The sequence below is a fragment of the uncultured Algibacter sp. genome (assembly GCF_963976535.1).
Taxonomy (GTDB): Bacteria; Bacteroidota; Bacteroidia; order Flavobacteriales; family Flavobacteriaceae; genus Algibacter_B.
Genome location: NZ_CAXBLF010000013.1, coordinates 25,553 through 45,071, shown reverse-complemented (window position 1 = coordinate 45,071; position 19,519 = coordinate 25,553). Strand labels below are relative to the sequence as shown.

Sequence of the window (19,519 nt, the reverse complement as noted above, 5' to 3'; positions counted from 1 at the left end):
GATTAATATTTGAGTGAGAAATGATTTTTGTATACTCTACCATCCTGTAATTTTACTGAAAACCAATAGTCATCAGCAGGTAAAACATAACCGTTTAAGGTTCCATTCCATCCTTTTTCAGTAGGTGCAATTTCTTTTAACAGTTTTCCAAATCGATCATAAATATGAATTTTGGAATTAGGCTGAAACATTTCTGAAACACCTAATACTTGCCAAGTATCATTTATACCATCATTATTAGGGGTGAAAAATTTTGGAAACCCAATAACTGAAACTTTTTTATCAACACTACCGCAGTCATTTTTAAAATCTTTAACAGATACGGTATATATACCTGGATATACATTGTCAAATACATTACTATCTTGATAAGGTTTTATTGTAGTATCGTTTTCATCAATTAAACTATATTCATAGATTCCTTCACCTGAAACTAAGACCGTTACAGTGTTATTTTGCAGTGCATCTTTTACATCAAATGCAGGCATTTGAAAAGTAGCAATATTTGAAGGTTCTACAGTAACGGTTCTTTCTTTAGAACATTTATTACTATTTGTTACAGTAACCTTGTAAACTCCGGGTGCATTTATTTGAGTTTCATAAGTGTTATCGCCATTAGACCAATTGTATGAATAATTGTTTGGATCATCATTTAATATAGCAGCATCGATTGTTATTGTACTTGGAAAAAAATTTAAACAATAATACTCAAAACCTTCTGTTTCAATATTAGGTAATTCATAAACAGTAAGTGAAATTTCACTAATTCCATAGCAATTGTTAACATTTTCAACACGGGCATAAATTATTTGAGAATAAGGTACAGTATTAGTGTATGACATTGCTAAAGAATTTGTTTCTAGAAGCGCGTCATTATAAGTTTCATAATATGCGATATTCAATCCAGAAGGCAAACCATCAACTATATCATTGTCTGCATTACTTAAATTAAAGCTATAAAACCCATCTTCTACACCGTCATCATCACAATTAGTTAGAATGGCATCTTTAGCCCCAGTAGTACTCACTTCAAGAATTAATTCTGAAAAACTTGAACACGCCGTAACATCATTTATAACTTCTACATAAATGGTTTGAGGGTTTAATGTATTGCTAAACGAATTCCCATCAACTTCAATAGTTCTAGCAAAATCTAGATAAAATTTAGTTGATCGTTTTAAAATACCACCAGTTAAATCATTATTAGCTTGATTAAGATTAAAAATAGTAAATCCATCTGTAACACTATCCTCGTCGCATTGTAATAAGGTATGATTATAAGCTTCTGGGTTAGGAACGAAATTCACAAAAGCCTGTCCTTCGAATGCGCAGTCTCCGTTATTTGGATCAATAAAAACCTCGTAATGTCCTGATTGAAAAACTTCTAAGTCATAGTCTGTTTCAGATAGAGAAACACCATCTAATGACCATGCATAGGTTGCGCCAGGGATGTCGGCAGAGACTAAAGTGTATGAGTCACCGCCACAAATAGCCAAATTAATTGAACTTTTACCATTTTTTATAATATCAATTTCTGTATTAAAAAAGGATGCTATAAAAGGAGGTAGGCCTTGTGAAGAACTAGAAGGTGCTAAATTAATAGCGTTGTGTTGGTAATTGGAACCTGTACCTACCACATTTGGATTTTCAATAACACCAAGAAAAGGTAATCCTGCAAGATAAGTTGCACTTAATGCTCTATAAATTTTTCCATCAGGCCCCAATTGTAAAGCACCTCGGTAGAGTTGTCTGGAATCTAAATTTACTTGAGAACTTTGTATATTAACTTCTGTTAAATTAAATTGTGTTAGAGTTGAGGTATGGTTTGATGGATTGTTAGCATTATTTGGATTTTCAAAATCGAAAAAATCATTTGAAGCATGAACATATAAAAGTTTACTATTTGGTGAGAACTCAATTCCATAGGAAAAAGCACCTCCGTTATCGGAATTTATAGAAAGACTCGTTTCGTTGGATAAGGTCCCTGAGGCAGCATCAAAATCATATAAGAATAAACCACTCTTTACATTGGCACAAGCTACTTTTGTGCCATCTGGAGAAAGTTTTAAGTAGCCTCTAGGCTCGGTAATTTGATTAGTGAAGGTGGATTTTACTGAAGTAGTGTTTACACCCATGTCACTTATTTCAAAGGCGTGATAAGTGGTAAAAGCTTGTTGTGTGACATTTTCTGGGGCAAATGTTACTACCCATAGAGCTTCTGTTAAACAGTCTTTTAAAACAGCAGTGATTTTTTCAGAACATAACGGAAGTAAATTTGTGTTTTTTATGGTTACAGCTCCTAGACCGCCATTTAGGGTCATATCAACTTCTGAAAAGTTTAGTCCATAGTTTACACCATCAATGCCATTATCAACAGTAAAAATATAGTAAATAGATGTTGAAGCCGGCTTAGGAACAATTATTGCCGATTGGGTGCTTGACGAATCTCCCTGCAATGCGAATCCATTAACCATTTGTAAATGGTCTCGATTCCAAACCGTTACGCCATCTGTATAAAACAATAAATTTCCGTCTACATCAGAAATTGATGAACAGCCTTCTCTAGTATTAAGTTGGCCGTCAGTTTTATTTATAATTCGATTGCCACTAAGGTCAAATGACAAACCAGCATTCTCGCCAAAGTACCAATTAGAGGCTTCATTTTGGGTATAAATCAATAGTCCAATTAGACTAAAAATTACGAATAATACAGTTTTTTTCATTTTTCAGTAGCAAAAGCTACCAAAGATATTATAAATCTCGTCTTTTTAATAATCTTAACGATAAAAAGATGAATAAGGCTGTCCAACATAAAACGATAATAAATTCATATCCATGTGCTCCATAATCATAAGCCAGTTCTCCTTTATCTGGAAACTTTGTCATGGCAATTCTCTGGAATGGTTGATCAATTAATTTATACATAGATTTAAGTGGAAAGAAATTTTGAATCTTTTCAGCTAAACTCGTGTCTAATTTCCAAGCCATTAAGCCAAATAATATCCATTCTAAGATATATAGTATAAATAGAAAGGCTAATGCAAATGCAGAACGTTTTACTAACATTCCAAAAAATAAACATAAACTAAAGAAACCAATTAATTTAACAAAATAAGCTAATAAAAATTCTGTTTCTCTAAATATAATAGAAGCTTCCGTATAGCTGGAATAGTATAAGCCAATACAGAATGAAATTAAACCAATAAGTATCGTTGAAACTAAAGAAAAGAATACAATGGTGTAAAACTTTGAAAGTATAAATTCTTTCTTGCTTAAACCATCAATAAGGTTTTGTTTAATAGTTTTATTACTGTATTCATTTCCAATCATACTTACTACAACAATAGCAAAAAAGAACTTAAATTGCGATGCGAAAAAAGTAGTTAAATGCCAAATAATTGGGAAGTTAAAAATGCCTAATTCACCTAATTCTAATGTAAAAAAACCAAAAACATTAATTTTTATTGATGAAAGCAATATCACAAAAAATGGTAAAATAAACGATACAAAAATGAGTATTTTACTAGTTCTGTTAAGCAATAATTTTTGTAATTCTAAATTTAAAAGTCGTAACATTCTGGTTAGTTTTTGTTATCAGTTAATTGTAAAAATTGCTCTTCTAAACTTTCTTTACGTTGTACTAAGTGCGTTAATATTATACCTTGTTCAAAAATATATTTATTAAAATCCTCAGATCTCATAGGTTCAATTAAAAACGCTGTAACCAAATTATCTTGGACTTTTACTTTTCCAAATGACTTATGATTTTTCAATAATTTAACTAACTCCGTGTCTTTATTAGATTTTAGCTCAAAAAAACCATGACTAGAAATCATTTCATCAACCCTACCAGAATATAATTTTACGCCTTTGCGAAGCACAACCACATGAGAGCATACTTTCTCCACTTCATCAAGTAAATGAGATGCTAATAAAATGGTGGTTCCCTTGGCTGCAATTTCTTTTATTATTTCTCTAATTTGATGAATACCTTGAGGGTCTAATCCGTTTGTAGGTTCATCAAGAATTAATATTTCTGGTTCGTTTAATAGGGCAGAAGCGATAGCTAAACGTTGTTTCATACCTAAAGAATAGGTTCTGAATTTACTATCCTTGCGTTCTAAAAGTCCAACTATTTCTAATTTTTCAACTATTTTACTATAATCCACACCTTTAATTTTGCAAACCAGTTTTAAATTTTGTGCTGCTGTCATGTATGGATAAAAATTTGGTCGCTCTATAATAGCGCCTACTTTCTTTAAAGCATCGTGTGTTGAGGTGTTGCCATCAAACCAATGAAAATCACCTTCGGTTTTATTAACTACGTTAAGCACTATACCTAAAGTAGTTGATTTTCCGCTTCCATTAGGACCTAAAATGCCATAAACATTACCTTTGTTTATAGTAAAAGATAAATCTTTAACGGCGGTTAAATACCCGAATTTTTTTGTTAGGTTGTTAATTGTAAGTATAGATTCCAAACTATATTTTTTTTTGCTAGCATAAGAAGCCAGCGTTGGTTAGTTGTTTAAATATGACGAGAGTCTTCAATTTTTGTTACAAGAATAAGTATAAAAACATTAAATTTGAATAAGTTTGAGCCTTATGCAAGATTTAAAAATATCAAAAAAAAAACCATCATTTCCAATATCGGCTAAGTTACACGATTATCTTTCGAGATATAACAGGAATGTGAAAATTCCTATTTTTTATGATGATTTGTTACGCTTTCAAGGATCCATAGTAGTTTATGATAAAGACGAAATTGATACGCTGTGGATTCGTGTGTATTATAATGAATTTGAAAGGCAGGAAATAGATGCGGCATTAAAGAAAGTTTATACCATTTTCCATTCTGATGGTAATGAGAACATCTTACCTTTTTTAAATGTTGATGCTATTGATTATTGCACCTTTGGAAACTCAAAACCTTTCAGAATTAAAGTTAGAAATGTTTTAAATGATAATTACACGTATTTCTATGTAAAAATTGCTGATGCCTCTCGTATTTATGGCTTGGAGTTAGAACACATGTTGTCGCCGTATAATTTAAACTTTCTGGTATATAAAAACACTTTAATTGAAGAACATATTGCAGGAATTCCTGGAGATGAATTCATCAAGAATTTTTTGCCTAAATGTGATAAATCTGAGAAATCTCAAATAGCCAAAGAATTTGTAAAATTTAATGAACGTTGCATGATTAGGCTTTTAGGAGATATGCGTTCGTATAATTATGTAATTGTGCCAACTCATGATTTTGATCATGTGGTATATAAGATTAGAGCTATAGATTTTGACCAACAATCTTATGAGGGTAAGTTTAATATTTACAGGCCTCAATTCTTTAAAGAAAATTATGAAATGGTGAAACTAGTAGCAAATAGCATTCAAAAAATGTCTATAGACCAGTATAAAACTGAAGAACGCTCTATATTGGTTAAACGCTTGAAAAGTTTTCATAAACGCGTGGCAAGATTAGTGAATTGTATGGAATTAGATGAAATTTCAACAAAAGAGCACGTGAAAATGTTGAAAACGACCATTTTTGAATATACTCATGATATCAATTTCAAAAAGAGTAAAAATATGGGTGAAATTCTAAAATACTCGTTAGAATTTTTAACACGGAACTATGAAAATGTAAATCCAGAAAATTTAAGAAAAAAACGTAATGTTAATTCCAGTTTTCGTTAAAGTCTAAATCCTCATAATCATCTACATCAATACCATCTTCAAATTCGTTATAATCTTCATCCTCATCAGCTTCAAATAATTTTTCAGGTGCTGTATCTGGAACTTGACCTTGAACAAACATAAGGTTAGGATAGTCATTACCTTCAGTTTCATCAACTATTTCAGCTAATTCCACATAAAAGGTCCACATACTCATAAAGTCATAAACATAAATAAGTTTTGTCTGCACTTCATGCACCACACTGTCTAATGAAGTTTCATTCATCAAGCGTGCTGAAGCATCTTCACTTAAATCAAACAATGAAATTTCTTCACCTTGGTCCCAAGTATCGTTACTTAAGTAAAATGATGCCATTTCTGTACCATCAAATCCAAAAGATTGTGTGATGATATTGTGTAAATCTTCAAGCGTATCGGTTTCACGAATTTCTAAATCGCGAAAGATATCTTCATCGGTATCATTATCTAAAATAATTCTAAATCTGTAAATCATGAATAGCAAATTATGCTACAAAGGTAGCTTTTTTTAAATTATTCAAAAAGAATTTCACTAGGCTTAATCTAGTAATATCCGTTGAAATTGGCATTCTCGTGAAGGCGGGAATCTTAACAAAAAATAGTTTTACTTACTAAATCTATGAAGTGTAAATGTTATGGCGCTTAACAAGAAAAAAGCACCGATTTGATGTGCCACACCTAGCCAAACAGGAACTTGTAATAGTATGGCAAAAACACCAAGCAAGAATTGAATGCCAACCATTATTAAAAGGATATTTACACCTTTAAATTGGTAACTTGTTAGACTCATTTTTTTGGACTTTATAAAGATTGAAATAATAAAACCAAGAACCACAAAAGCTAAAATTCTATGCACAAACTGTACACCACTTTTACCTTGAATAAAGTTTTTATAAACTGGGTTTTGTTCTATGTAAACAGTTTCATGAATAAATTTTCCCTCGCTCATCATTGGCCAATGATTGTGGATAAACCCTGCATCTAAACCAGCTACAAAGGCCCCATAAATGATTTGTATTACTAAAAGCACTAATCCCCATCGGATTAAATTTCTAAATGATGTATTTATTTCTTTTTTCGATAGGAACATTAAATCCAAAGCCACCCAAAAGGTGTAAGCAAACGTTATAAATGCGGTTGTTAAATGTGCTGCTAATCTATAATGACTTACGTCTGGATTATCCACTAAACCGCTTTTAACCATATACCAGCCTAAAAATCCTTGAAACGCACCTAAACCTAACAAAATTATAGCTTTTTTTATGGTAGGTTTAGTGAGCTGCTTTGTTATTAAAAAGTATAAAAATGGTAATAAAAACACCAAACCTATAAACCTTCCAATAACACGATGGAGCCATTCCCAGAAATAAATATCTTTAAAATCTTGAAGTGTAAATTGATGGTTTAGTTTTTGATATTCTGGATATTGTTTATACAAATCAAAAGCGGTTTGCCATTCAACATCATTCATTGGCGGAATAGTGCCTGAAATCAATTTGTAGTTTGAAATAGATAAACCAGAATGTGTAAGTCTGGTAATACCGCCAACAACAACCATGATGAAAATTAATATACATCCTGCTAAAAGCCAGTAAATTACTTTCTTATTATCCTTTTTCATATCTGTCTGGTCGAGCGCAGTCGAGACCTGTTAATATTAATAACCTCTCGACTGCGCTCGAGGTGACTATAGTTTATTTAAATACTTTTTTAAAACATAAACTATTCGTTATGTTTTTGTATTGTCCGTAATTTGGAATTATGGAATAATTCATTTTTTTATAAAACGAAACGGCTTCTGTTTGTCTCTTTCCAGTTTCTAAAACACAAGTTTTATAAGATAGCTCTATTGACCATTTTTCTAATTCTTTCAAAACTTTGGAAGCCATACCATTACTTCGAGCATCAATTTGGGTAAACATACGTTTAATTTCAATAGTGGTTTCATCTAAAGCTTTAAATGCACCACAAGCTAATGGAATTTCATTTTTATATGCCACTACCACGTGTTTTAAGACATCAATATTATTGTATTGATTGTAAAAATCATGTTCATCGCCATCAACAATTTTTAAATAGTTGTTTAAAGATTCCACTAAACGGACAAAATCTTTATTTTCTGAATTTGTTCTAACAAGCTTAATCATAAATCAATGTTAGATTTGAGTCCTAATTTTTTACCCGTTTCCAGCATTAATTGGTAAGCAGCATCATACTCATTTGGAATGTCACCTTCAAGAATAGCTTCTTTTATCGCCTCTTTAATGATACCAATGTCACGTGATGGTTTTATATTGAAGGTGTTCATTATTTCCTCACCTGAAACTGGTGGTTGAAAATTTCTAACATGATCACGTTCTTCAACTTCAACAATTTTTTCTCTTACAATTTTAAAATTGTTATGATACTTATTGAATTTTTTAGGATTCTTGGTTGTAATATCTGCTTCGCACAATACCATTAAATCGTCAACATAATCGCCAGCATCAAAAACCAAACGACGTACCGCTGAATCTGTAGCCATATCTTCAGCTAAAACAATAGGTCTAGAACTCATTAATACCATTTTTTGAACAAACTTCATTTTATCATTCAATGGCATTTTTAATCTTTTAAATAATTTGTAGACCATTTTTGAGCCTTCAAATTCATGCCCATGAAATGTCCACCCTACTTTTTTGCTAAACTTTTTTGTTGGCGCTTTTCCAATATCATGCAATAAAGCTGCCCAACGTAACCAGAGATCATTGGTGTTTAACGCTATGTTGTCAACCACTTCTAAAGTATGATAAAAATTATCTTTATGGCGTTGCCCTTCAACTTCATCAATACCTTTTAAAGCTGTTAATTCTGGTAAAATATGTTTTAATAATCCTGTTGTTTCTAATAGTAAAAATCCTATGGATGGTCTTTTACTTTCAAGTATTTTATGAAGTTCGGTAACAATGCGCTCGTTAGTAATGATTTTTATTCTATCACTATTTTTTGTTATAGATTCAAGTGATTTATCTTCAATAGTAAAACCAAGTTGTGTAGCAAAACGTATAGCACGTAACATGCGTAATGGGTCATCGCTATAAGTAATATCTGGATTTAGAGGGGTTTTTATGATTTTGTTCTCTAAATCTTTAATACCATTAAAAGGGTCGATTAAATCACCAAAACGTTGGGCCTTTAAGTTTAATGCTAGTGCGTTAATTGTAAAATCTCTGCGGTTTTGGTCATCTACTAAAGATCCATTTTCAACAGCAGGATTTCTGCTATCTTCAGTGTAAGATTCTTTTCGAGCACCTACGAATTCAATTTCGATATCATCATGCCTTAACATGGCAGTGCCGTAAGTTTTAAAAATCTGAACTTTGGGTTTATTAGGAAGGTTTTTGGCAACCTGCTGTGCTAGTTTAATGCCATCTCCAATGGCAACTACATCAATGTCTTTAGCATCACCACGCTTCAAAAGAAAATCACGTACAAAACCACCAATTACAAAAGACTCTATTTGAAGTTCTTCAGCAGATTTTGAAATGATTTTAAATATAGGATGATGTAATGCGTCTTTGTAATTCATTTTTTTAATGCCACGAATACACGAATGTTTTTCAGTCGGTCTTTTTTTACTATTGTTATTTATAAAACGATTCTTTTGTGGTCTAATAAATCTTTATGAAAATTAGCTAAAATGGCTAATTTGTTATTTGATACTTTTAAATAATTTATACACTGCGCAATATGTTTATCGTGTAAGTTTTCAACGGATTTTATTTCTAAAATAATTTTATCAAAAACCACAAAATCAGCGTAAAACTTATGCTTCAACGTAATGTCTTTATAAGTCACTTTATATTCTTTTTCTCTTTGAAAAGGAATTTTTAATTTTTTTAATTCATATTCTAAAGCATCTTTATATACTATTTCAGAAAAACCAGATCCTAAATTATTATAGACGTCAAACAAAACACCAACTATTGCATAACTTTCATCTTTATAGATAATGTTAGACATAAATATTCGTGTATTCGTGGCTCAATTTATTCTCGAATCACTTTAACCAAACCATTATTACTCAATTTAATTATTAATGACGGTTTGTTGCAGATTTTTTCGTGATGCAAATTTACAACATAGTCTACACCTTTTAAAATGGCTGGAGCAATTTCTTTATATGATTTTGGAGTGGGCTTAGGGCTAATATTTGCAGATGTTGAAACTACGACGCCATTTAATTTTCTTGTAAGCCAATAACAAAAATCATCATCTGGAATTCTTATAGAAATAGTACCATCATTCGTAATTAAATTTGATACTAGGTTTTGAGCATCGTCGTAGATTATTGTTAAAGGCTTATCACTTATCTCAATAATATATTGGGTTGCACTTGGTACATGTTTTACAAAGTGTTTTAGCATTTTTAAAACAGCAACTAAACATATCATGGCTTTGGTTTCAACTCTTTTATTGAGTTTGTAATTTTTTTGAATAGCTTCAACACTATTAGTATCACAACCAATTACCCAAATGGTATCTGTTGGGTATAGAATTATTCCTCCTTCATTTAAAATTTCAACTATTTATTTTCAGAATTCATTTTATTAGTTCAGTTGAAAGACTGTTTTTACCCAATTTTTTGATGTATAATTATAATAAATATCCTGCGGAATAGTCTCATAGTCATTTTTAAAAAAGGAACTGGGTATCTTTACATTTTCAGAATCAATGATTAAAATATTCTTAGGGTTATAGAAATCATAGTTTTTAATATCTGGATTTGTTGTAATTAGTTTTTTTTGATAAGCTAAACTATCCAAAACTCTAAAAGTTAATCCAGATTGACCTTTCCTATGTACATCAAGCAACGTGCGCGATTCAGAAATAAGTTGATTAACACCTTTAATATCTATTTTATTTCCTTGATATAGAATTTGTCCTTTTGGCTGATAATCTTTTTTCCCAACAATAATAATCTTATATTTTATATTTATTTTATCTAAAACTATTGCTATGTTTTCTATTGTATTATTACGTTTTCCAATTGAGGAAATATTAAATACTTCGTAGATAGTTTTTGTTTTCAAATCTGGTTTATTTGAAAGATGATCGTGATATATATAGTTTGAAATAAAATTGAAACCATATTTTTCCACATCGGTTCTTTCAAATGAATAATTTGTATCGAAATAAGAATAGACTTGTTTTATTCTTGGACATCTTTCTATATTATCGTTGTAAAAGGCTATTAACTCAGAAGTGTTTTCTTTTAATTTTTTGATTGTTTTTATAGATAGAAAATCTGATTTGATTACCAATATTTTATCCTGATGGCCTAATTTTTTTATTTGATTTAAAATTATTTTGTTGAGATGATTACGCTTTAGATTAAAATTAAAAATGCTTTTTAAAAAGAAATTAAAAATTCTATGGAATATTGATGGATATTGATAAATAAACGTATCGAAATTAATATGATTTGTTTCTATAAAGTCATAGGTATTCAGCTCGTCAATTATATATTTGTTGTAACCCCAATTATCTAAACTAATAACAGTTATTTTCATTAATAATTCTATTTTGCTTGAGCAATAGTTACAAATTGAAGATATCTGATATCTAAAGCAGTAAATAAAAAAGGTATGTTATATAGCCATGGTTTTAAAGACTTGCTTGGATTTAAACCTTTATGAGTTGTAACATGGTAACCAGCTTCCTCAAACATTCTATATATACTTTTTTTTGTAAAAAAACGAAGATGAGTTTTGTCTAATGTACCATGCTCTGCATATTTCCAATCTTTTTTAATTACTAACTCTTTTAAAGCTCTATGGTATCTCATATTTGGAATAGAACTAATTACAATACCATTGTCTGAAAGCTTATATTTCATTTTATCTAAAACTACGTAAGGATCGACAAGGTGCTCTAACACATCATTAAAATAAATAACATCAAAATAGTTATTAGGTATTTTTTCCATACAAACCTCAATGGCACCAGATAAGACTTTGTCAATTTTAGAACTGGCTTTTTCAGCTTCATCAGGCATATACTCTACACCCCAAACTTCGGCTCCACTTCTGTCCTTTATACTTTTCGCAAAAGAACCATCTGCACAACCCACATCTAAAACGGTTTTATAATTTTTAGGTAAAAATGATAACATCTCTTCTCTATTATTGTCATAATAACCAGTGGGTTTGTTTTCGTAATCCATATAGTATATATTATCTAATTGTATGCTAATTATAAAGCCCTAATTGTTTCTTGAAATTTTTAAAAATGATATTCCAATGCGATGAGCAGTTATTAATTGTACTTGATATAATCCATTTTTTTTGTGGAATAATATTTTTTTGTAAAAAACTTCTTTTTTCATCCGAAATAATGAAGTTTTCAAAAAAATCAGTTTCATTCACATTTCCAAATCCTGTAAATTCATTGACTTTATTTTCCTGATGTATAACCGATGACCAAACTCGTTTATTTTTAATTTGTAATATGCGTTTTTCTTTTTTCCATAATCTATGTGAAACGTTACATACTGTTTGAGCGTTTGTGTTTTTTTCTATGAGAGAAATAAATGGGTTGTATTGATGTAGTTTTTTCCCAAGTTTGCCATTAGGTGATATTTGTAATGTATAACCATCAACAAAATCTAAAGCTAAAAAATCTTGTTTGTTAAAGTTAGCTTGAACTTCTTTTATGTAATTCTTACTTATACAATCATCATTATCCAAACCGCTGGTAATAATAAAATCTTCATTGAATTTAGATATATATGATTTTAAAGATGGTAAAAACTGATCCATGCCGTCAATAAAAAAAGGCTTAAAATTAGGCAGTTTAACCTCTAAGGTTTTTATTAAATCTCTATATACTTTGGTTGTTGAACTATCAAAAAAAACAAGCCATTCAAAGTTTTTATTGGTTTGGGAAGCTACGGAAGGGAAGCAAAAATTAGTAAAAAGGTTAAAACGGTTCTTATGCCATTCATCTGTTAATACTTCCTCATTATTTTTATTAGTTTTCCAATCAGATCTTTTAAGATTAAATCGAGTTATTAAAAAATGATTAAACATATAAATTTGTTTTTTAACCTATATTTGCAATGATACAAATTTCTTAGTATATAAGTTTAATTATTGCTATTCTATGAGTATTTAAAACGTTAAAAATATATAATTTTCAAGGTGATTGGACCTTTCTTCAAATCAGTAAAATGAAAGAATTTAAGTTTTTTAATAAAACCCAAAAGCTTATAGAAGATAGTGAGTTAAGCGAAATAATTCATAATTTCAACACTTACAAGAACGGAGTAGGTACAAGAAATGTAATTAAAATAATTCCTATAAATAACGTAGAATTAAATATAAAAGCTTTTAAAACTCCTAACATTGTTAATCAAATAGTATATAAATATTTTAGAAAATCTAAAGCAAGGCGTTCTTTTGAATATGCTAACAGGCTTTTAAATTCAGGTATTAACACACCATTACCTATTGCTTTTTTTGAATATACGAACTTCCTTTTCTTTAAAAAAAGTTTTTATGTTAGTGAGCAGTTTAAATACGATTTTACGATCAGAGAATTAACAAGAAATAACGATTATCCTGATTTTGAAAATATTATTAGACAGTTCACCCGTTTTACCTTTCAGCTTCATGAAAATCAAATAAATTTTTTAGACCATTCTCCAGGAAATACATTGATTAAAAAAATTGATGAGGATACTTACGATTTCTATTTAGTAGATTTAAATAGAATGAAATTTATGCCAATGATTTTTGATGACCGAATGAAAAATTTCGCAAAACTATCTCCAAGAGATAAAATACTTGAGGTAATAAGTAATGAGTATGCAAAATTATATCCTAATAAGAACGAAAAGGAAATAAGGGAAAGAATGCATGATTTTTCCATTGAATTTTCATCAAAATATACGAATAGAGAAAATTTTAAGAAAAAATATTTTTTCTGGAGATAAAAATATTACTCTCTATTTCTACGCAATAACCAAAGCTTTACGTAACGCATAAAAATGACATAGCTTTGTACACAACCTATGGTGAAACCTACCATACCATCTCTAAAGCCACTTTGTATAATATAATGTTTAATGAAACCCCAAAATGGTTTGATGACTAAATGATAAGGTGTTATCAGTCCCGTTTTTTTATCATAATCTTTAGCTTGCCACCATGCATAGCGATTCATTTTTTCTAAATACTTATCAAAAGTAATGTATGTGTTATGGTAAAGTTTATTTTTTAAATGACCTACAGTGCCCTGAACAATAATTTCTGCATGTACATGTTTGTCTTCATATTTGCATAAGTCACGTTTAAATAAACGAATAACACTATCATTTCGCCAACCACTATAATGTACACGTTCTCCCATGAAGTGATTTATTCTTCCTATCCAATAAGCATCATGTTCTTGTTTTGGCTGACTTAAGATATGTATGATTTCTTCTTTTAACTCAGTAATAACACGTTCATCTGCATCAACTAATAAAATCCATTCATGAGTAGCCTGCGGAATTGCCCAATTTTTTTGCGAAGCCGAATATTGGTATTTTCGTCTAATCACTTTTGTAGCTAACTCTTGTGCTTTTTCATAAGTACCATCGGTACTGAAGCTATCTACCACTAAAATTTCATCTGCAAAATCAACCGAAGCAATAACAGCTTCTATGTTATGGATTTCGTTTCCTGTTGGAATTATAGCTGTTATTTTATGCATTTAAATCTTTTAAAATGGTATAGGGTTTATTGAAACTTTTTAATGTGAAATGCTTTAGGCGCTTTCGCATTTTGTACTTACGTAACAAATTTAATGGCTTAGATTTTAAATAACGCTTATCCTTGTGAAGAAAATCAATTGTAGTTTCTATAACGCGTTTACTAGATTTTCCATCAAAGTAAGGATGAAGTTCATCAATAAAAACATCAATATTTTTTAGCAGATCTTTAGGGTATGATAAAGCAAGATTTAACGCAGCTTCAATATTTGATACTTTGTCTACATGAATTAAATAATTATGTTTTATGGTGTGATTGAATGTAACAACTGGTTTTTTTTGGACTAAAAACTCTTGAATGGCTGAAGTTGTGTCTGCAAACATGATATCAGCTTTTTTAAACAGTGGAATTAAATCAGTAGTATTGTAATACGTGAAATTTTTATTGTTTAAAGTTTCCCATTTCGCCTTTAGCTGTTCAGGGAGCTTAGGATGTAAAACCAGCAAAAAATTATAATTTCCAGAATTTGATAATCTTTTAATGTCATTAAAAATAGCATCGTTATAAGCTAAACTTAAACGTTCAGTAAATGTTGAGGCGATCATTATTGTATTCGTTATTTCCTTTTTTTCAATTGGAAATAAAGGATCTACCTTACTCCAACCAGTTTCTATAATTTCAAAATGGGGGTATTTGTTTTGTTGTAATTTAAAACCCTTTGTGCTAGATGGCCCTTGTGTACAATACAAATCAAAAAAACCTCTAATTCTAAAATGTGCTTCTACATTTTTCTTTTCAAGTCGTTTGAAAGATAGAAATCCATGAAATATCTGAACCTTTATACCTGTAATAAAATCTGGTACATCATCGGTAGCAGCTAAAACAATATCAGGTTTGTAATGTATTACATCTTTTATGTTTTTTAAGACATTCGATTTATTATGTAACGCTTTGTTTCCATCTTCTAGATCACTAAACCATTGCACTTCAAATCCTCTGTTTTTAATATCTTCTTCTAGAGGATTTCCAATAGGAACAGCATAACTATACGATATATAAATTAAAAACTTGTATTGCATTTATCTAAAGTACTTAAAAAAGAGTTAAGTTGAGGTTTTATAAAATTTGGTTCAAGTTTTAAATAATAAGCTTCAGGATTTTGTTTAGCATTTGCTCGGTCTACTTCATTAAATTTTATAAAATCTGATAAATGTATCGCAACATGAGTTTTGGTTTCAACTTCACCAAACCAATTTTTCTTATTTAAATACGGTGAAAATATGGTAAAGGTTGGAATGTTTAAAGCTTTAGCCATATTGTTTGCACCTCCTTCATTACCTATTAATGCACTACAGTGTTTAGTAATTGCTAAAAACTCTCTTAAGCTTTTGCCATATACATTAAAAAATATTTTTTTTTGAGTGCTTGCTTTACAATAATTATAAACCTTTCTTGCATCAACTTCCTGTTTTGGTATATAATTGAATAGTATTTGTGAGTTTTTATATTCTGCTATTACATCAATTAGTTCTGCAATATAATTTAAAGGATAGGTTTTCTGTTGGGTGCTACCTAAAACACTAATCATGAAAAGCGGATTTGTTAAATCAATTTTATGAGTTTCTAAAAAATGTCTAGATGTTTCAATCTCATCATTCTTTAAATATATTTTAGTAGAAATATTTGTAAATTCAACTTTTAATGGTTCTAATAATTTCAATCTGTTTTCCACGGCTAAACTTGCATTGTTCACAGGTTGTGTTAAACGTTTAAAAGTATTAGAAAATATAAAAGAAGTATGCTTTTTGTAATATGCAGATTTTATTTTGGCTTTGGCAAAAAGCGTTATTAAAGCACTACTTAACTTTCCATAAACATCAACAATAGCATCATATTTCTCACGCCTTATAGATTTTAGAAAACCGTAGAATTTGAGCTTATTTTTCTCCATTTCGGGTGTAAAAAAAATAAACTTATCTATAAAAGGGTTGTTTTCAACAACTGGATATGTATGCGAATTTATTAGATAATGCAATTCAGATTTAGGGTACTTTTTTTTTAATGCCTCAAACAAAATACTGCTTGTTAGCACATCACCAATCATTTTTTGTTGTATAATTAGAATTTTCATTTTATAGTCTCCAGTATGCCGTTTACAGTTTTTAACAAACTTTTTGATATCCGAGTAAGTACTGCCGACTGAAGACTGCTAAATGCTTACTGAACACTGCCAACTTCTTTTATACCGCAACACTATGCTCACGAAGCGCATCATTTAACGATGTTTTTTTATTTGTACTCTCTTTACGTTTTCCAATAATTAATGCACAAGGTACATTATAGCTGCCAGAAGGAAATTCTTTTGCATAACTACCTGGAATAACTACAGAACGCGCTGGAACAACACCTTTATATTCAATTGGCTCATCACCAGTGACATCAATTATTTTTGTACTCATTGTTAAAATCACTCCAGCTCCTAAAACAGCTTCAGTTTCAACTCGCACACCTTCAACAACTATACAACGGCTGCCAATAAAGGCATTATCTTCAATAATTACAGGTGCAGCTTGTAAAGGCTCCAAAACACCACCAATACCAACACCACCCGATAAATGGACATTTTTACCAATTTGAGCACAGCTACCAACAGTTGCCCAAGTATCAACCATAGTACCTTTATCTACATAAGCTCCAATATTTACATAACTGGGCATTAATATGGTTCCAGGAGAAATATATGCGCCATGACGTGCAACCGCATTGGGAACCACTCTAATGCCGCGTTCAGCAAAGTTTTTCTTTAATGGAATTTTATCATGATATTCAAAAATTCCAGATTCTAAAGTTTCCATTTTTTGAATTGGGAAATATAAAACAACAGCTTTTTTTATCCATTCGTTAACCTGCCAACCACCAGAAATTGGTTCTGCAACTCTTAATTCACCTTGATCTAATAAATCTATTACATTTCTTATTGCTGTGGTTGTCCGTTCTTCTTTTAAAAGAGCTCTATTATCCCAAGCTTTCTCTATGATTTGTTGTAGTTCAGTCATTGCTATTATAATTTTTGACAAATATAATGGCTATCATTTAAAAAGGCATTGAAATAGCCATAATAATAAGTAGTATTCCATAAGAAATATTCAATTTATTAGTGGTTTTTAAAGGATAGAATTGTGCATTTTATCTTCTAAACGAATCTAGCCTCGATAAAAAACACATTAAAGTGCATTTGAGCGATAAAATACGCTTTTAAACTATTCATCGATAAAAATTTGTAGCTTCTCTAGTTAACGAAAATACAGGGTTCTACAACTAATATTTTGTGGTACACCTATCATCTGTTTATATATTTGAACCATCAAACAATGATAAACGAATGAAAACAAATTTTTACATATTATTAACTTTATTACTTACCTTCTCTATCGGGAATGCTCAAAGCACATCTGCAGTTGTAGAGATTGAAACTAATAAAACTATTTCTTTTTCTATTGATGATGAAATAGCTACTGTAACTACAGCGGTTAATACTATTAAAGAAAACGATTCATTGTTAATTGATGCTACCAAAATAAATAAAACGATAGCTCGTAGTTCTAGTGATATTAGAATTTACTTAAACCATAAAAGAAAAGTTAGTAACATCAATTTAGTATTTAAAGGAATAAACAAAGCTACTAGCGTTTAAAAGATAATGTTCAAGTATTAATAATTAAGGTTAACTATTGAGAAAGGCTGTCCGAAAGGATGGCCTTTCTCGTTTTAATTGAGAAGTAATTTTTGAGAATTATTATTCTCAAGATTTCCTTTGAAATTTTCATTCCCGAGTAATCGTATGATTCATGAATTCATTATTATAAAATAGTAACCTATGAATAAATCGGGAAACTAAACACAGAATCTTAAAAGATTCTTTGTTATTTTTACAAAAAAGAAAATATGGCAAGAATTTTGGCGATTGATTTTGGTACGAAAAGAACAGGTATTGCTGTAACTGATGAGTTGCAAATTATAGCTTCTGGATTAACTACAGTTGTTACCAAACATTTGCTTCAATTTTTAAAAGATTATACCACCAAAGAAACTGTCGAACTATTCTTAGTCGGTGAGCCAAAACAAATGGATAATTCAGCTTCTGAAAGTGAAGTACATATTTTACCTTTTATATCTAAGTTAGAAAAAGCGTTTCCAAATATCCCTATAAAACGTATTGATGAACGCTTTACATCTAAAATGGCATTCCAAACCATGATTGATAGTGGTTTAAAAAAGAATCAGCGAAAAAATAAAGCACTGATAGATGAAATTAGTGCAACACTTATTTTGCAAAGCTATTTGTATTCAAAATAATTATATTTCCAAAAGAATAATTTTTTGTTAAATACAACGCATAAAGTATAAGTATTGTATTTTTGCAAATATTAATATTACGCAGAATGATTTTACCAATTGTAGCCTACGGAGACCCAGTTTTAAAGAAGAAATCTAAAGAAATCACTAGAGATTATCCTAATTTCGATATACTTTTAGAAAACATGTTCGAGACCATGTATAATGCCTATGGCGTTGGTCTTGCTGCACCTCAAATTGGCCTGTCTATTCGCTTATTTTTAGTTGATACGACACCTTTTGCTGATGATGACGTTTTAACCAAAGAAGAGCAAGACACTTTAAACGGTTTTAAGCGCGTTTTTATTAATGCTAAAATTGTTGAAGAAGAAGGTGATGAGTGGGCTTTTAATGAAGGATGCTTGAGTATTCCTGACATAAGGGAAGATGTATTTAGAAAACCAAACATTACAATTGAGTATCTTGATGAAAATTTTAAACCACATAAAGAGTCTTTTGATGGTTTGATAGCCAGAGTGATTCAGCATGAATACGATCATATAGAAGGCATTTTATTCACAGATAAACTTTCAAATTTAAAAAAGCGTTTAATAAAAGGTAGGCTTACCAACATATCGAAAGGGAAAATAGATGTAGATTACAGAATGCGTTTTCCTGACCAAAAAAAGAAACGATAATATTTGCAATACATTAATAAACACTTGATATTTGCG

General features: G+C 30.2%; 21 protein-coding genes. 5 read left to right on the top strand and 16 right to left on the bottom strand.

From position 1 onward, the window contains the following. Positions 1-2: 2 nt before the first annotated feature. From AAC024_RS05870 to AAC024_RS05860, 3 genes are read right to left on the bottom strand one after another with little or no spacing between them, the layout of a single operon-like run. Positions 3-2,723 (bottom strand): T9SS type B sorting domain-containing protein, encoded by a 2,721-nt coding sequence (locus AAC024_RS05870; protein ID WP_339894276.1) that lies wholly within the window; start codon positions 2,721-2,723, stop codon positions 3-5. Between the two features lie 28 nt (positions 2,724-2,751). Beyond that, positions 2,752-3,576 carry an ABC transporter permease subunit gene (locus tag AAC024_RS05865; RefSeq protein WP_339894275.1) on the bottom strand — a complete coding sequence of 275 codons (825 nt, stop codon included), beginning with the start codon at positions 3,574-3,576 and terminating at the stop codon, positions 2,752-2,754. A gap of 5 nt (positions 3,577-3,581) precedes the next feature. Then, entirely contained in the window at positions 3,582-4,481 is a 900-nt protein-coding gene (locus tag AAC024_RS05860; RefSeq protein WP_339894274.1) for an ATP-binding cassette domain-containing protein, read from the bottom strand. Positions 4,482-4,605: 124 nt separating this feature from the next. Between AAC024_RS05860 and AAC024_RS05855 the strand changes: the two genes are divergently transcribed. Then, positions 4,606-5,697: a hypothetical protein gene (locus AAC024_RS05855; RefSeq protein ID WP_339894273.1), complete on the top strand. Its 1,092-nt coding sequence runs from the start codon at positions 4,606-4,608 to the stop codon at positions 5,695-5,697. Here the strand turns inward: AAC024_RS05855 and AAC024_RS05850 are convergent. The 9 genes from AAC024_RS05850 to AAC024_RS05810 form a co-directional block, all read right to left on the bottom strand. After that, positions 5,678-6,190: a hypothetical protein gene (locus AAC024_RS05850; protein WP_339894272.1), complete on the bottom strand. Its 513-nt coding sequence runs from the start codon at positions 6,188-6,190 to the stop codon at positions 5,678-5,680. The genes AAC024_RS05855 and AAC024_RS05850 overlap by 20 nt on opposite strands. Before the next feature lie 129 nt (positions 6,191-6,319). Beyond that, positions 6,320-7,336, bottom strand: coding sequence for a COX15/CtaA family protein (locus AAC024_RS05845; RefSeq protein ID WP_339894271.1), 1,017 nt, complete (start codon positions 7,334-7,336; stop codon positions 6,320-6,322). Positions 7,337-7,409: 73 nt separating this feature from the next. Beyond that, the gene (locus AAC024_RS05840) at positions 7,410-7,862 is read right to left on the bottom strand and encodes a GNAT family N-acetyltransferase (protein WP_339894270.1); all 453 of its coding nucleotides are present in this window, start codon (positions 7,860-7,862) and stop codon (positions 7,410-7,412) included. Continuing rightward, a complete protein-coding gene (locus tag AAC024_RS05835; protein ID WP_339894269.1) occupies positions 7,859-9,283 on the bottom strand; it encodes an HD domain-containing protein in 1,425 nt (474 codons plus the stop codon). Before AAC024_RS05835 ends, AAC024_RS05840 begins: the two co-directional genes overlap by 4 nt. Before the next feature lie 59 nt (positions 9,284-9,342). Continuing rightward, entirely contained in the window at positions 9,343-9,717 is a 375-nt protein-coding gene (locus tag AAC024_RS05830; protein WP_339894268.1) for a GxxExxY protein, read from the bottom strand. A 26-nt stretch (positions 9,718-9,743) separates the two neighbouring features. Further along, positions 9,744-10,274 carry a Sua5/YciO/YrdC/YwlC family protein gene (locus AAC024_RS05825; RefSeq protein WP_339894289.1) on the bottom strand — a complete coding sequence of 177 codons (531 nt, stop codon included), beginning with the start codon at positions 10,272-10,274 and terminating at the stop codon, positions 9,744-9,746. A 30-nt stretch (positions 10,275-10,304) separates the two neighbouring features. Further along, a complete protein-coding gene (locus tag AAC024_RS05820; protein ID WP_339894267.1) occupies positions 10,305-11,267 on the bottom strand; it encodes a hypothetical protein in 963 nt (320 codons plus the stop codon). A gap of 8 nt (positions 11,268-11,275) precedes the next feature. Next, positions 11,276-11,920: a class I SAM-dependent methyltransferase gene (locus AAC024_RS05815; RefSeq protein ID WP_339894266.1), complete on the bottom strand. Its 645-nt coding sequence runs from the start codon at positions 11,918-11,920 to the stop codon at positions 11,276-11,278. Between the two features lie 25 nt (positions 11,921-11,945). Continuing rightward, positions 11,946-12,785, bottom strand: a complete 840-nt coding sequence (locus tag AAC024_RS05810) for a glycosyltransferase (RefSeq protein WP_339894265.1) — start codon at positions 12,783-12,785, stop codon at positions 11,946-11,948. 140 nt (positions 12,786-12,925) lie between these two features. Here AAC024_RS05810 and AAC024_RS05805 point away from each other — a divergent pair, with 140 nt between their 5' ends. Further along, on the top strand, positions 12,926-13,690 hold the full coding sequence (locus tag AAC024_RS05805) for a lipopolysaccharide kinase InaA family protein (protein ID WP_339894264.1): 765 nt from the start codon (positions 12,926-12,928) through the stop codon (positions 13,688-13,690). Between the two features lie 5 nt (positions 13,691-13,695). On the opposite strand, the gene AAC024_RS05800 is transcribed toward AAC024_RS05805, so the two are convergent. The 4 genes from AAC024_RS05800 to AAC024_RS05785 form a co-directional block, all read right to left on the bottom strand. After that, entirely contained in the window at positions 13,696-14,451 is a 756-nt protein-coding gene (locus AAC024_RS05800; protein WP_339894263.1) for a glycosyltransferase family 2 protein, read from the bottom strand. After that, on the bottom strand, positions 14,444-15,529 hold the full coding sequence (locus tag AAC024_RS05795) for a CDP-glycerol glycerophosphotransferase family protein (RefSeq protein ID WP_339894262.1): 1,086 nt from the start codon (positions 15,527-15,529) through the stop codon (positions 14,444-14,446). Before AAC024_RS05795 ends, AAC024_RS05800 begins: the two co-directional genes overlap by 8 nt. Then, positions 15,511-16,581, bottom strand: a complete 1,071-nt coding sequence (locus tag AAC024_RS05790) for a glycosyltransferase family 9 protein (RefSeq protein WP_339894260.1) — start codon at positions 16,579-16,581, stop codon at positions 15,511-15,513. The genes AAC024_RS05795 and AAC024_RS05790 overlap by 19 nt, the downstream gene beginning before the upstream one ends. A 109-nt stretch (positions 16,582-16,690) precedes the next feature. Further along, on the bottom strand, positions 16,691-17,506 hold the full coding sequence (locus AAC024_RS05785) for a 2,3,4,5-tetrahydropyridine-2,6-dicarboxylate N-succinyltransferase (protein ID WP_339894259.1): 816 nt from the start codon (positions 17,504-17,506) through the stop codon (positions 16,691-16,693). A 326-nt stretch (positions 17,507-17,832) separates the two neighbouring features. On the opposite strand from AAC024_RS05785, the gene AAC024_RS05780 reads away from it, so the two are divergent. The 3 genes from AAC024_RS05780 to def all read left to right on the top strand — a co-directional run bounded on the left by AAC024_RS05780 (position 17,833) and on the right by def (position 19,483). After that, positions 17,833-18,144, top strand: coding sequence for a hypothetical protein (locus AAC024_RS05780; RefSeq protein WP_339894258.1), 312 nt, complete (start codon positions 17,833-17,835; stop codon positions 18,142-18,144). 251 nt (positions 18,145-18,395) lie between these two features. After that, positions 18,396-18,806 carry a Holliday junction resolvase RuvX gene (gene ruvX, locus AAC024_RS05775; protein ID WP_339894257.1) on the top strand — a complete coding sequence of 137 codons (411 nt, stop codon included), beginning with the start codon at positions 18,396-18,398 and terminating at the stop codon, positions 18,804-18,806. An 86-nt stretch (positions 18,807-18,892) separates the two neighbouring features. Next, positions 18,893-19,483, top strand: coding sequence for a peptide deformylase (def, locus tag AAC024_RS05770; protein ID WP_339894255.1), 591 nt, complete (start codon positions 18,893-18,895; stop codon positions 19,481-19,483). The last annotated feature ends 36 nt before the right edge of the window (positions 19,484-19,519 follow it).

Coding starts and splice junctions, on each gene's coding strand:
- AAC024_RS05870 (WP_339894276.1), bottom strand. CDS start 2,723: ATGAAAAAAACTGTATTATTCGTAATTTTTAGTCTAATTGGACTATTG.
- AAC024_RS05865 (WP_339894275.1), bottom strand. CDS start 3,576: ATGTTACGACTTTTAAATTTAGAATTACAAAAATTATTGCTTAACAGA.
- AAC024_RS05855 (WP_339894273.1), top strand. CDS start 4,606: ATGCAAGATTTAAAAATATCAAAAAAAAAACCATCATTTCCAATATCG.
- AAC024_RS05850 (WP_339894272.1), bottom strand. CDS start 6,190: ATGATTTACAGATTTAGAATTATTTTAGATAATGATACCGATGAAGAT.
- AAC024_RS05845 (WP_339894271.1), bottom strand. CDS start 7,336: ATGAAAAAGGATAATAAGAAAGTAATTTACTGGCTTTTAGCAGGATGT.
- AAC024_RS05840 (WP_339894270.1), bottom strand. CDS start 7,862: ATGATTAAGCTTGTTAGAACAAATTCAGAAAATAAAGATTTTGTCCGT.
- AAC024_RS05835 (WP_339894269.1), bottom strand. CDS start 9,283: ATGAATTACAAAGACGCATTACATCATCCTATATTTAAAATCATTTCA.
- AAC024_RS05830 (WP_339894268.1), bottom strand. CDS start 9,717: ATGTCTAACATTATCTATAAAGATGAAAGTTATGCAATAGTTGGTGTT.
- AAC024_RS05820 (WP_339894267.1), bottom strand. CDS start 11,267: ATGAAAATAACTGTTATTAGTTTAGATAATTGGGGTTACAACAAATAT.
- AAC024_RS05815 (WP_339894266.1), bottom strand. CDS start 11,920: ATGGATTACGAAAACAAACCCACTGGTTATTATGACAATAATAGAGAA.
- AAC024_RS05810 (WP_339894265.1), bottom strand. CDS start 12,785: ATGTTTAATCATTTTTTAATAACTCGATTTAATCTTAAAAGATCTGAT.
- AAC024_RS05805 (WP_339894264.1), top strand. CDS start 12,926: ATGAAAGAATTTAAGTTTTTTAATAAAACCCAAAAGCTTATAGAAGAT.
- AAC024_RS05800 (WP_339894263.1), bottom strand. CDS start 14,451: ATGCATAAAATAACAGCTATAATTCCAACAGGAAACGAAATCCATAAC.
- AAC024_RS05795 (WP_339894262.1), bottom strand. CDS start 15,529: ATGCAATACAAGTTTTTAATTTATATATCGTATAGTTATGCTGTTCCT.
- AAC024_RS05790 (WP_339894260.1), bottom strand. CDS start 16,581: ATGAAAATTCTAATTATACAACAAAAAATGATTGGTGATGTGCTAACA.
- AAC024_RS05785 (WP_339894259.1), bottom strand. CDS start 17,506: ATGACTGAACTACAACAAATCATAGAGAAAGCTTGGGATAATAGAGCT.
- AAC024_RS05780 (WP_339894258.1), top strand. CDS start 17,833: ATGAAAACAAATTTTTACATATTATTAACTTTATTACTTACCTTCTCT.
- ruvX (WP_339894257.1), top strand. CDS start 18,396: ATGGCAAGAATTTTGGCGATTGATTTTGGTACGAAAAGAACAGGTATT.
- def (WP_339894255.1), top strand. CDS start 18,893: ATGATTTTACCAATTGTAGCCTACGGAGACCCAGTTTTAAAGAAGAAA.